A 12872-nucleotide genomic window follows, 5' to 3' on the forward strand; every position below is an offset into this window, starting at 1 on the left:
GTGTGTGTGGCCGATCTTGCATGGCGCTGAATGTTGTTGCGGCAGCAGGAGCGAACGTGGATCGGACTTTACAGACCGCCGTGTTCACGCCTGGGTTTCATCGTCTTCGTCGCGGGCCGAAAAGGCACTGAGGCAAGTCAAGGTGTGGGACGTGCCGTCGCGAGTAATAACGAAGCTGTCGGGCTCGGCACCTGGCTGAGCAGCCTGCTGCTCAGCCAGGGTAAACGCCCAACGCTTGAGCTCGCGGCCGTCCATGCATTCGATGTGCAGGGTCTGCTCTTCGTCGAAGGAGAAGTCGAAGGCATGCAGCGTGTCGATCAGCAGCATGTCGCAGGTTTCTAGCGCGGTGGGCAGGGTCATGGTCGGACCTCCTGGGTAAAGTCGGACCATGATACCTGCGATGCATCCTTCTGGCCTGCTGTCGCGCCCCTACAGGACGCCCACGGTGCCTGGAGCGAACGCTTGCTCTGCCTGGCCAACGCTGTTCACCAACGGTGCGCCGAACTCCGGTAGGCTGATTTCGAAGCGATCACCCACCTGGGTGGCGAGGCCATCGGCGAACGACAGCGTGGCCGTGCCGAAGAAGTGAATGTGCACGTCGCCGGGATTGAGGAACTGCGCGTACTTGAAATGGTGGTACTCGAGGTTGTCGAAGCTGTGGCACATGTTCGCTTCGCCACTGAGAAATTCCTTTTCCCAGATCACCTCGCCAGCCCGCCGGATACGGCTGGTACCGGACAGGTGCTCGGGCAGCTCGCCCACGCGCAGCTCCGGACCATAGCTGCAACTGCGCAACTTGGAATGGGCCAGGTAGAGGTAGTTCTTGCGTTCCATCACATGGTCGGAGAATTCGTTGCCCAGGGCGAATCCCAAGCGATACGGGTGGCGGTCCGGGCCGATCACGTACAGCCCACCCAGCTCGGGCTCTTCGCCGGCGTCTTCAGCGAAGGGCGGAACGGGGAACGCCTGGCCGGGCCGCACGACGATGCTGCCGTCGCCCTTGTAGAACCACTCCGGCTGCACCCCAGGCTGGCCTGCGGCAGGCTTGCCGCCCTCCACACCCCACTGGAATATCTTCATGCTGTCGGTGACTGCCGTGTCGGCGCTGTGCTGGTGCATCTTGTCGCGGGTGGCGGCACTGCCCAGGTGGGTCAGGCCGGTGCCGGTCACCAGCATGTGCGCCGGATCGGGGTGATCCAGCGGCGGCAGAATACGCGCCTCTTCGAGCAACTGCGGGTAGTCGTGCTGCTCACCCAGACCGCAGCCATCCACTGCCTGGGCCAGGCCATGGCCTGCGGCGATGGCGGCCAAAGCCAGTTCACGGACGCTGTTCGCGCCGCGCACTTCATGGACCCGATCGCCGTCGACCAGACCGACACGACGTTGACCGTTGTTCAATTCAAATTGCACCAGATGCATGACGAACTTCCTTTTGCTGGGTTCAAGAACGGGCGCTGGCGGCGAACGCATCGGCCGGCAGCACGTGACGGCGCTCCAGCAACTGGTAGACCACTGCGGTCAGCACCAGCCCGAACACCATCACGCCGCTGAGAAAATACAGGCCGCTGGCCAGGTTACCGGTGTACTCCTTGAGCGCGCCGATCACGAACGGCCCGATGTAGCCGCCCAGGTTGCCCACCGAGTTGATCAGGGCAATGCCGGCCGCCGCACTGGCCCCGGCAAAGAAGCGGCCCGGCAGGGTCCAGAACACCGCCGTGCAGGAGAACAGGCTGAACGCCACCAAACACAGAGCTGCCAGTTGCGCCGCCGGCAGGCTCAGCCAGGCGCTGAGAAACAGACCGATTGCGCCCAGCACGTACAGCACCGCCAGATGGCCGTAGCGATCGTTGAGACGATCCGAGCTGCGCGGGATGAGCAACAGGCCGATGATGCCGAACACATACGGCACCGAAGACACGAATCCGGTGGTCAGGTCGCTGCCGCCGAATTGCTTGATCAAGGTCGGCAACCACAGGCCCAGACCGTAGATGCTCAAGGTCACCGGCAGGTAGAACAACGCCAGCAGCAGCACGCGGAAGTCCTTGAGCGCATGCAGCGGGTTGCCGTGGCGGGTCTGGCCATAGGCTTGCAGGTCGTTCTGCAGTTCAGTGGCCAGCCAGTCTTTCTCAGCCTGGTTCATCCATTTGACCTGCTGCGGGCCATCGGGCAGCCAGCGCAGCACCGGCCAGGTCAGCAGGATGGCCGGTGTGCCGATGACGATGAACAACCACTGCCAGCCGTGCAGGCCGAGCACGCCGTCCAGGCCCAGCAAAGCGCCGGACACAGGCCCGGTGATCATCATGGCGATGGGTTGGGACAGAATGAACAGACCCAGGATCTTGCCGCGGTGACGGACCGGGAACCACTGCGTGATGTAGTACAGCACGCCAGGAAAGAAGCCGGCTTCGGCCGCCCCCAGCAGGAAGCGCATGACATAGAAGCTGTGCGGGCCCTGCACGAACGCCATGCCGATGGTGATGGCGCCCCAGGTGATCATGATGCGGGCGAACCAGCGACGGGCGCCGAAGCGTTCGAGCATCAGGTTGCTGGGGATTTCCAGCAGAAAGTAGCCAATGAAGAACAGCCCTGCACCCAAGCCGTAGGCGGCGTCGCCGATGCCCACGTCCGCGCCCATGTGCAGCTTGGCGAAGCCCACTGCGGAGCGATCCACGTAGGCGATCAGGTACAGCAGAATCAGGAACGGGATCAATTTGAAGGTGATGCGGCGTATAAGCCCGAGTTCCTGGCTCATGGGATCGATCTCCACTTTCTTGTTTTTATGCTTGTTTTGGGTGGGAAGGCCACAGCGCCCGTCGCCCTTTTCGGGGGACCTGAAACGACGCTCAACCCTCACTGAAATCGACTTTATAGTATTACTATTTGCTTCACAAGCTCTTCCAATCGGCGATCCGATGGCCTATTTTGAGGGCATACACAAAAACAAGTCTTACAATAAGAGAGCCCTCATGCCTGACAACAAACCCACCCTGCGCTCGGCCCAATGGTTCGGTACGGCTGACAAGAACGGCTTCATGTACCGCAGCTGGATGAAGAACCAGGGCATCGCCGATCACCAATTCAACGGCAAGCCCATCATCGGCATCTGCAACACCTGGTCCGAGCTGACGCCGTGCAACGCCCACTTCCGCACCATCGCCGAACACGTCAAACGCGGCGTGATCGAGGCCGGTGGCTTCCCTGTGGAATTTCCGGTGTTCTCCAACGGCGAGTCCAACCTGCGCCCCACGGCGATGCTCACCCGCAACCTGGCCAGCATGGATGTGGAGGAAGCGATCCGCGGCAACCCGATCGACGGCGTGGTACTGCTCACCGGCTGTGACAAGACCACCCCTGCCCTGCTGATGGGCGCGGCCAGTTGCGACGTGCCGGCCATCGTCGTGACCGGCGGGCCGATGCTCAACGGCAAGCACAAGGGCCGCGACATCGGCGCCGGCACCATCGTCTGGCAGATGCACGAGTCATATAAAGCCGGCCAGATCAGCCTCGACGAATTTCTCTCGGCCGAGGCCGGCATGTCGCGTTCGGCCGGCACCTGCAACACCATGGGCACCGCCTCGACCATGGCCTGCATGGCCGAAGCGCTGGGCACTTCGCTGCCGCACAACGCCGCCATTCCCGCAGTGGACTCGCGTCGCTATGTGCTCGCGCACATGTCGGGCATGCGTGCGGTGCAGATGGTCCGTGAAGACCTGCGCCTGTCGAAGATCCTTACCAAGGAGGCGTTCGAAAACGCCATTCGGGTCAACGCGGCCATCGGCGGCTCGACCAATGCGGTGATCCACCTCAAGGCCATCGCCGGCCGGATCGGCGTGGACCTGGAGCTCGACGACTGGACGCGCATCGGCCGCGGCACCCCCACCCTGGTCGACCTGCAGCCGTCGGGGCGTTTTTTGATGGAGGAGTTCTACTATGCCGGTGGTCTGCCGGCCGTTCTGCGCCGCCTGGGGGAAAACAATCTGATCCCCAACCCGGATGCCTTGACGGTCAACGGTCAGACGTTGTGGCAGAACGTGCAGAACTCGCCGATCTATGGCGAGGACGAAGTGATCCGCGCCATCGACAACCCCTTGGTGGCCGACGGTGGCATCTGCGTGTTGCGCGGTAACCTGGCGCCGCTAGGAGCGGTGCTCAAGCCCTCGGCCGCCACTCCTGCGCTGATGACCCATCGCGGTCGCGCGGTGGTGTTCGAGGACTTCGACATGTACAAGGCGCGCATCAACGATCCAGACCTGGACGTGGACGCCAGCTCCATCCTGGTCATGAAGAACTGTGGGCCCAAGGGTTATCCGGGCATGGCCGAGGTCGGCAACATGGGCCTGCCGGCCAAGCTGCTGGCGCAAGGAGTCACCGACATGGTGCGCATTTCCGATGCGCGCATGAGCGGTACTGCCTACGGCACGGTAGTCCTGCACGTGGCGCCGGAAGCCGCCGCCGGCGGGCCGTTGGCGGTGGTCCGCGAAGGCGATTACATCGAGCTCGATTGCGCCAGCGGGCGCTTGCACCTGGACATCCCCGACAGCGAACTGCAGGCCCGCCTGGCTGACTGGCAGGCACCGGCGCAATCGTTACTGGTGGGCGGCTACCGGCAGTTGTACATCGACCACGTGATGCAGGCCGACCAGGGCTGCGACTTCGATTTCCTGGTCGGGTGCAGGGGGTCCGAGGTGCCGCGGCATTCGCATTGAATACGGGGTAGTAACGCAAGGCTCTTCTCGATACCTGCCTTCACCCATAAAAAAACCCGACTCGAGGTCGGGTTTTTGCATCGCTATCAAGCAGGCATGAAGCTTACTTGGCGCGACCTTTGTACGAACCGCCTTCACGGGTGTCGATCTCGATCATGTCGCCGATCTCGATGAAGTCCGCAACGCTCAGCTCGGTACCGTTCTTGAGTTTGGCAGGCTTCATGACCTTGCCCGACGTGTCGCCGCGAGCGGAACCTTCGGTGTAGTCGACCTGACGCACGATGGTGGTCGGCAGCTCTACGCTGACCAGACGCTCTTCGAAGAACACGGCTTCGCAGACGTCGGTCATGCCTTCTTCAACGAATGGCAGAACGGCTTCGATGTCTTCGGCGTTCAGTTCATACATGGTGTAGTCGGTGGTATCCATGAACGTGTAGCTGTCACCGCTGATGAACGACAGGGTCGCTTCCTTGCGGTCCAGGATCACGTCATCCAGCTTGTCGTCGGCACTGTAGACGGTTTCGGTCTTGTAGCCGGTCAGCAGGTTCTTCAGCTTGGTCTTCATGATCGCGCTGTTACGGCCCGACTTGGTGAATTCAGCTTTCTGAACCAGCCAAGGGTCGTTGTCGATACGGATCACGGTACCGGGTTTCAGTTCTTTACCAGTTTTCATTACGAATATCCGAATTTGGATGGTGATTTACAAAAATCTAGGCCGCGTATCATAGCCAATTTCGGTAAAACTGCACCAGCGCCGTCGCAAGATCAGCTTGTGCGGCCTGTAGCGCGCACCATTGACGCGCGTGCGCGACCAGTTCCGGCCAGTGTTCGAGGGCCTCGCGCCACGCCGGGCCGATGTCGGCGCCCTCCACGCTCTGGTTCCAGGCCCGCCACAGTCCGCGCAGCGCCGCATAGGCCGCGGGCGACAGGCCTTCGCCGTAGCGATCGAGGAACGCTTCGAGCTTTTCCCAGTGGGCGTATTCTTCCTGCACATAGATGTGCCAGACCATCGGCGCGGCGGCCCACTGGGCGCGAACGAAGGAATCTTCGCCGCGCACGGCATTGAAATCGCAGCACCACAGCAGCCGGTCATATTCGCTCTGGCGGACGAACGGCAACACCTGGACCTTCAGGCTGCCTCGTTGCACCTGGCTGCCGACCTCCAGGGAAGCGTCGCCCAGCCATTGCCGTACATCGGCCAGCACTCGTCCTTCGGGGACCAGCAGATGGTTGCTGCGCGTATCGTCAGCCAGCGCGTCCAGCCATGAGGCCAGGCCGCTGTGCTCGTAGGCGAACAGGGACAGCAAGCGCGCCCCCGGTTCGGGCTCCACGCCCACTCCTGCGAGAAACGCCTGACGCGCCGCAGGATCGGCCTGGAAAGCCTCGCGCCGCTCGATCAGCCCGGCTTCGCGCAGCAGGCCACCGGTCCCCGTGGTGAAGCCGGGGAAGAAGAAGTACTTGCGCAGCCCGCCCGGCTGCGGCGACGGCAGGCCGTGGCAGCCATCGACCCAGGTTTCGGCGCTCAGGTAATCGAGGTTCAACCACAACGGTTTCGGGCTGCGGGCCGCCATCGCGTCGACGTATTCGGGCGGCAGCTTGCAGGCGAAGGCCCCCACCACTACGTCGGCGACCTCGGTCGCTTGCCATTCGCCACTCCAATGCCGGACTTCGACGCCGTCGTGCCACTGCTGCGCCTGCTCGGCGTTCGCCGCAGGCCACAGGCGGGCGAACGGCACCAGGTCGTCTACCCACAGACGAACCTGCATGCCGTGCTCGACCTGCAGCTGCCGGGCCAGGCGCCAAGTGATACCAATGTCGCCGTAGTTGTCCACGACCGTACAGAAAACGTCCCAGGTGGCCTTCATGGCTGACTCCAACGCAAACGGTTACACAAAGCGCGCTATTGTCCGCATAAACACCGGCACACAGAAGCATTAAAGGCGGTTCGTGCGACAATCGTGCGCTCGCCCCAATCATCAGTCTGCCCATGAACAAGCCTGCCCTTCTGCAATCGATCATCGAACGCCTGACCCTGGACCTGGATGTGGCCCAGCGGGCTGCCCAGACGGCCTACGAAACCGCCACCCACGAAGAGAGCGTGGCCGAGAACAGATACGACACGCTGGGGCTGGAAGCGTCCTACCTGGCCACCGGACAGGCGCGGCGAATGGAGGAGATTCGCCAGGGGCTGGCGAAGTTTCGTGCGTTGCAGTTGCGTGATTTTCGGACGGGAATCGAGCTGGGCGCGCTGGTGACGCTGGAATCGGCAACTGGTGCGCGCCAGTGGTTTTTTCTAGGTCCGGATGCGGCGGGGTTGAAGCTTGAGTTCGAAGGCTGCCCGGTCATGGTCATCACCCCACGCTCGCCGCTGGGGCAAAGCCTGTTGGGCAAAGAGGTGGACGATGAGGTCAGCATGGGCGGCAACGTTCAGGTCATCACCGAGGTGATTTGACGCATGGTGCAGGTCATGTGGGAGCGGGCTCTGCCCGCGAAAGGCGCGACGCGGTTTGTCTGGTACACCGCGTATACCGCCGACGCGGCTTGCGCCGCTGCTACAGGGTGTAGCAGCGGCTGTGAGGGTTACTTCTTGTCGGGTAGGGCGTAGGCGATCACGTAGTCGCCGCGGTCTGGCGACTGGCGCGCGCCGCCGGCGGTGATGACCACGTACTGCTTGCCGGTCTTGGGCGAGACGAAGGTCATCGGGCCACCTTGGCTGCCAACCGGCAGACGGGCTTTCCAGGCCTCTTCACCGGTGGCCGAGTTGAACGCCCGCAGGTAGTAGTCCTGTGTACCGGCAATGAACACCAGGCCACCTTGGGTCGACAGCGTGCCACCCAGCGTCGGCATGCCGATCGGCAGCGGCAGGTGCATCTTCACACCCAGCGGGCCGGTGTCTTCCACGGTGCCGACCGGTACTTGCCACGCGACTTTCTGAGTCTTCATGTCGATCGCGGTCAAGGTGCCGAATGGCGGCGCCTGGCACGGGATGCCGGCGATGGACAGGAAGCGGTTCTTGTTCACCGCATACGGCGTGCCCTTGAGCGGCACTGCACCCATGCCGGTGTTCAGCGCTTCGCCACCCGAAGAAGCCTTGGCATCCTTCTGCTGAGGCACCATCTGCACCCACAGGCCCAAGCGCATATCATTGACGAAGATGAAGCCATGCACCGGGTCGGTCGACAAGCTGCCCCAGTTCATACCACCCAGGGAGCCCGGGAAGCTGAGCGACACGTCGGTGCCCGGCGCGGTGTACAGTCCTTCATAACGCATTTTCTTGAACGAGATGCGGCACAGCATCTGGTCGAACGGCGTGGCACCCCACATGTCCGATTCGCTCAGGTGTTGCGCGCCGATCTGCGGCATGCCCACCGACAGCGGCTGGGTCTTGGCATAGGGTTCGCCAGGAATGTCCGAGCCCTTGACCGGAATGTCCTGCACAGCGGTCAGCGGTTGACCCGTGGCGCGGTCCAGCACATAGATCTGCCCTGCCTTGGTGCCGATCACCACTGCTGGCACGCTGCTGCCGTCAGGCTTGGGGAAGTCCATCAAGGTGGGCTGCATCGGCAGGTCGAAGTCCCACAGATCGTTGTGCACGGTCTGATAGACCCACTTTTCCTCACCCGTGGTCGCGTTCAGCGCCAGGATCGAAGCACCGTAGCGGTGATCAAGCGCGGTCCGCTCGACACCGTAGATGTCGGTGGACGAGCTGCCCATGGGCAGGAACACGGTGTTCATCTTCGGATCGTACGACATCGGCGCCCAGCTGTTGGGCGTGCTGCGTACATAGGTGTTGTCGCCAGTGGGCGCCTGCTTGTCCTCAGGGTTGCCCGGGTCGAAGGCCCAGCGCATCTCGCCGGTGATCACGTCGAAACCACGGATCACGCCACCGGGCATGTCGGCTTGCACGTTGTCGGCGACACGGCCGCCGACCACCACGGTAGTGCCCGCCATCAACGGCGCGGACGACAACTGATAGTAGGAATCCGGAACCTTGCCCAGGCCGGCTTTCAGGTCCACCTGGCCATTGTTGCCGAAACCCTGGCAGAACTCGCCGGTGTCGGCGTCCACGGCAATCAGGCGGGCATCGATGGTGTTGGTCAGCAGGCGACGCTGGCAGTTGGCGCCGGGTGCGACCGACACCGCCTTGACCGGCGTGTTGCCTTCACTGGACTCAACCACCGGGCTGCTGGCATCGAAATACGCCAGGCCACGGCAACGCTGCCAGACCGCAGCCTGGGCATTGATCTCGTTCTTCCACAGCTCTTTGCCGGTGTCGGCATTCAGGGCGATGATGTTGTTGTGCGGGGTGCACACGAACACCTTGTCACCCACCTGCAACGGTGTGGCCTGATCTTCGGCGCCGTTGCCGTTGCTGATGGCAACGTCACCGGTGTGGTAGGTCCAGGCCGGTACCAGGCTGGCGACGTTGTCGCGGTTGATCTGGTCCAGGGCCGCGAAGCGATTGCCGCCTTCGTCGTTGCCGTAATGGGCCCAGTCTTTCTGCGCATTGGCCGGGTTGACCTGGGTCAGGCCGGGGCCTTCACCGGTCGGCGCGACCGAAGGGTGTGGCACGAACATGCCGGCGCCGCCAGCAACCACCGCCACCGCCAGCACGGCGCCGAGCACATAGCCAGCGCGGCCGCCGCTGAGGCCATTGGCCCGACGCAAGGTCGGATAGGCCAACGCCACCACCAGGCTCAGCACCGCCGGAGCGAACAGACGGGAGATTTGCGGCCAAAAGTTCAGACCGGCATCGACCAGGGCCCAGATCACCGACAGCACCATGACCGCGGCAAACAGCCAGGCGCCCAGCAGGCGCGACTTGAACAGGGCGATGGCGGCGACGGTCATGCCCAGACCGGCCAGCAGGAAGTACCAGCTTCCACCGAGCGCGGCAAGGTAGCCACCGCCAGCAAGATAGAGCAGTCCGAATACGAGTACGCCCAAGGCAGCGACCCAGATGGGCCAACGGCGCACCGCTGGCGAAGGTTGAGGCTTAGTCATGTTGCATGATCCTGTTGACGCATGAACGTTTCTGGAAGGTCGAACACAGTGTAGGCAAGCCTGTACGACACGCTTGTCAGGACACGATGGGTGACGTGGTTCCACGACCTGCACGGCCTCCCGTCAAAGCTCCCGGCAGGGAAACGGGTGCCGCCACAGCATTAACTAATTAGTTAGTTACGCAACGATATCAAAAAAATCCTGCAGCTGCGACAAATCGCCATAGCGCAGCGCGGTGAAACACTGTTGCACGGACGGTAATACTGACCAGGTTTTGTCGAGACAACAGCCAGGCTCAGGCCACGTTCTTGAAGAAGGCATGACGACCCAGCACCACGGTGCGGGTAGCGTCCTTTGTCCAGGCTGGCGGTGGGGAGAGGTGCGTGGCGTGGTAATGGGTGGCGCCGCCAGTGGGGTCTGCCACCTGGCCGGCCACCACCTGTTCGGCCACTGCCAGGGCTTGCGCCAACTGCGCCGAAGGAATGGGACGAGCGCCGCTGACATAGGGGTAATTGGGATCGCGAAGGTTCCAACAGCTGAACTGCCAGGGCTTGCGACACACGCCGATGTAGCCCTCGCCCCACCATGACCGTGGCTGGGCGTCCTGCACGCGGTTGCGGATGACCCAGGCCACCGCGATTTGTCCGCGGATACCTTCGCCACGGGCTTCACCCCATAACGTTCGCGCAACGACATCGTGTACCTGCTGAATGTGTGTCATGGTGATCTCTGCTGATGAGCGGTCGGGCGTGGCCAGATTGCGGAGCTGCGCAGGGGTTTGCCAGCCGGCAACGATTCCCCATCGGCAGCGGCGTGGCGGTAGTTTCCTGATCCGAAGAAAGCAGCCCAAGGCTTGAGACTTGGCGGTATTGGCTCTACAAATGACAGACCCAGCCTTCGCCGCACACTCACCAGCCCCTCGATCGCCCATGCCACCACGGAGGCCCGTTACCGATGCACGCACCTGACGACGACCTGGACATCGGAACCCGCACTTCCGATTGGGGATTGAGCCGTCTGCATGCCGCGACGTCGGTCAGGTGGGTGGCCAAGCTATTGGCCTGGGTGGCGCTGCTCATCGGTGCCGCAGCGCTGTGCGAATACGGGCTGGGTCGACCCCTGCTCGATCATTTGGCGCCAGCCCTCACGGGGATGTCGCCACTGACGGCCATGGCCCTTGCCGCGCTGGCGCTTTCCTGCCTGCTGGGACGGCGGGCGCGCCCCAGTTGGCTGCTCGCCGGAGTCGCCGCGTGCATCGCCTTCGCCTTGCTGGGCGCGCATTTGCTCATTGGTCAGGACGTTTTCAGCGGTCCGGTGAACGCGTGGTTGTTTGCGCCTTCGCCGCTCGTCCACGGCAGCGTTTCCCCGGCCACGGCGAGCTGTCTGGCCCTGCTGAGCGTGGCGCGCATGGCGCAACTCGCCGGTCGACACAAAGTCTGCGATGTCCTCGCCCTGCTCGCCTTCGCCGTGGCCGGCATTGGCCTGCTGGGTTATGCCTACGGCGTGAAGGACCTGTACTCGGTGCTGCTGTTCAACGCCATGGCGGTCCACACCGCCTTGGCGCTGGTGTGTCTGGCAGTGTCGATGATGCTGTTCCAGGCCGACCAGGGCTGGTTGAACGTGGTGACGCTGAGCAATCGCGCCGGCGCCGCGACCCGCCGACAGTTGCTGCTGACCGCCATTCTGCCAGTCATCGGCTGGCTGCTGCTGTCGGCCGTCAACGCCCGTGCCATCGGTGCGCCTGCCGCACTGGCCCTGGTAGTGGCAACGGTGTTCATGCCGCTGGTGATTCTGATCATCAAGGATGGCCGAGTAACTGCTCGACTGGACCTTCAACGGCACAAGCAGCGGCGACTGGAAACCACCATCAGGCAGCGTCTGGAGCTGGAACTGGACGAGAAGCGGGCGGAGCTGGAACAGGAATCGGCGCAACGCATCGTCGCCGAACAGGCAATGAACCGCGCCCAGCGCCTGGACGCAGTGGGCCAATTGACGGGCGGCATCGCTCATGATTTCAACAACCTGCTGATGGGCGTTTCAGGCAATCTCGAATTGCTCCATCGCCACGTCGTAAGCGATCCCAAGGCGCTGAAGTACGTGACACGGGCCACCCTGTCGACCGAAAAGGGCATTCGCCTGACCGGGCAATTGCTGGCCTTCTCACGCACGCAACGCCTGAACGTATCGGCGGTGAATCTCGCCGATAGCGTCAACGCTGCCTTCGAACTGGTGGGTAACGCACTGGGCCCTGACATCAACATCGACATGCAGACGCCGAACCGTCATCTGTTCGTCAGCACCGACCCATTACAACTGGAGATGGCCATCCTCAACCTGGCCCTGAACGCCCGAGATGCCATGCCCGATGGCGGCTGGTTCACCGTCAAGTGCTCCCCCACCGAGCCGTCGAGCACGCCGCCCACGGTATCGATTCACGTCAGCGACAGCGGCACGGGCATGTCGCCCGAGGTGCTGGCCAAGGCCTGTGAACCCTTTTTCACCACCAAGGAATCCGGCCGCGGCACCGGCCTGGGTCTGGCCCAGGTCTATGGCCTGTGCCGTCAATGCGGCGGGGATCTGAGGATCACCAGTGAGTTGGGCCAGGGCTCGACCTTCGAACTCGTGCTGCCCGCGGCCGAACGGCCGCAGGTGCCCCCGCGCGGCGAGGTGCAGCCCATGACCACTGCGCCAGCGATACCCTTCGCCCGGCCGGTGCTGGTCGTCGACGATGATGATGCGGTACGCACGGTGCTGGTCGATGACCTGCGCGCCCGCGGCTACCAAGTGATCGACGTCGACCGCGGCAGCAAGGCATTGGCGCTGCTGGGCAACACCCGCTTCGCGGTGGCCGTCATCGATTTTCTGATGCCGGAGATGAACGGCGCCGAGCTGGCGCGCAAGGCCCGCCAATTCGTTCCGCAGTTACCGATCATTTTCATCAGCGGCTACGCCGACACCCTCGCGCTCGACGCCATCGCCGGTGCCGTGGTGCTGCGCAAACCGTTCGAACTTGCCGAGCTGGATCGATTGGTCAGGGAGTTGGCCGACACAACTCAGCCAGTCACCTGATTTTGCTGGGTGTAGGCGCGCCTCGACACGTCAAGTAGACGGGTTCTGCAAGAACGTCGAACGCTCATTTTCAAAAAAATCGGAACCTTCGGC

General features: G+C 63.0%; 10 protein-coding genes. 3 read left to right on the top strand and 7 right to left on the bottom strand.

Annotated elements, in window-relative coordinates; all coding sequences use genetic code 11:
• Positions 1 to 84: 84 nt before the first annotated feature.
• The 3 genes from BLV18_RS14105 to BLV18_RS14115 form a co-directional block, all read right to left on the bottom strand.
• Complete coding sequence (locus BLV18_RS14105; RefSeq protein WP_236707082.1) at positions 85 to 360, bottom strand: DUF5629 family protein; 276 nt, start codon at positions 358 to 360, stop codon at positions 85 to 87.
• A 69-nt stretch (positions 361 to 429) separates the two neighbouring features.
• The gene (gene araD1, locus BLV18_RS14110; protein ID WP_090359369.1) at positions 430 to 1419 is read right to left on the bottom strand and encodes an AraD1 family protein; all 990 of its coding nucleotides are present in this window, start codon (positions 1417 to 1419) and stop codon (positions 430 to 432) included.
• A 22-nt stretch (positions 1420 to 1441) separates the two neighbouring features.
• The gene (locus BLV18_RS14115; protein ID WP_090359371.1) at positions 1442 to 2752 is read right to left on the bottom strand and encodes an MFS transporter; all 1311 of its coding nucleotides are present in this window, start codon (positions 2750 to 2752) and stop codon (positions 1442 to 1444) included.
• Between the two features lie 214 nt (positions 2753 to 2966).
• Between BLV18_RS14115 and BLV18_RS14120 the strand changes: the two genes are divergently transcribed.
• Complete coding sequence (locus BLV18_RS14120; RefSeq protein ID WP_090359373.1) at positions 2967 to 4706, top strand: IlvD/Edd family dehydratase; 1740 nt, start codon at positions 2967 to 2969, stop codon at positions 4704 to 4706.
• A 103-nt stretch (positions 4707 to 4809) separates the two neighbouring features.
• Here the strand turns inward: BLV18_RS14120 and BLV18_RS14125 are convergent, their stop codons facing one another.
• Both BLV18_RS14125 and earP read right to left on the bottom strand, forming a co-directional pair.
• Positions 4810 to 5379, bottom strand: coding sequence for an elongation factor P (locus tag BLV18_RS14125; RefSeq protein WP_049858924.1), 570 nt, complete (start codon positions 5377 to 5379; stop codon positions 4810 to 4812).
• A gap of 49 nt (positions 5380 to 5428) precedes the next feature.
• Complete coding sequence (gene earP / locus BLV18_RS14130) at positions 5429 to 6571, bottom strand: elongation factor P maturation arginine rhamnosyltransferase EarP (protein ID WP_090359375.1); 1143 nt, start codon at positions 6569 to 6571, stop codon at positions 5429 to 5431.
• Positions 6572 to 6693: 122 nt separating this feature from the next.
• On the opposite strand from earP, the gene BLV18_RS14135 reads away from it, so the two are divergent.
• A complete protein-coding gene (locus BLV18_RS14135) occupies positions 6694 to 7158 on the top strand; it encodes a GreA/GreB family elongation factor (protein WP_090359377.1) in 465 nt (154 codons plus the stop codon).
• A 128-nt stretch (positions 7159 to 7286) separates the two neighbouring features.
• On the opposite strand, the gene BLV18_RS14140 is transcribed toward BLV18_RS14135, so the two are convergent.
• Together BLV18_RS14140 and BLV18_RS14145 are read right to left on the bottom strand one after the other, a co-directional pair.
• Positions 7287 to 9710: a glucose/quinate/shikimate family membrane-bound PQQ-dependent dehydrogenase gene (locus tag BLV18_RS14140; RefSeq protein ID WP_090359379.1), complete on the bottom strand. Its 2424-nt coding sequence runs from the start codon at positions 9708 to 9710 to the stop codon at positions 7287 to 7289.
• Positions 9711 to 10005: 295 nt separating this feature from the next.
• Positions 10006 to 10431, bottom strand: coding sequence for a cell wall hydrolase (locus BLV18_RS14145; protein ID WP_090359381.1), 426 nt, complete (start codon positions 10429 to 10431; stop codon positions 10006 to 10008).
• 233 nt (positions 10432 to 10664) lie between these two features.
• Between BLV18_RS14145 and BLV18_RS14150 the strand changes: the two genes are divergently transcribed.
• The gene (locus BLV18_RS14150; RefSeq protein WP_090359384.1) at positions 10665 to 12779 is read left to right on the top strand and encodes an ATP-binding protein; all 2115 of its coding nucleotides are present in this window, start codon (positions 10665 to 10667) and stop codon (positions 12777 to 12779) included.
• Positions 12780 to 12872: the final 93 nt, after the last annotated feature.

The sequence above is a fragment of the Pseudomonas coleopterorum genome (assembly GCF_900105555.1).
Taxonomy (GTDB): domain Bacteria; phylum Pseudomonadota; class Gammaproteobacteria; order Pseudomonadales; family Pseudomonadaceae; genus Aquipseudomonas; species Aquipseudomonas coleopterorum.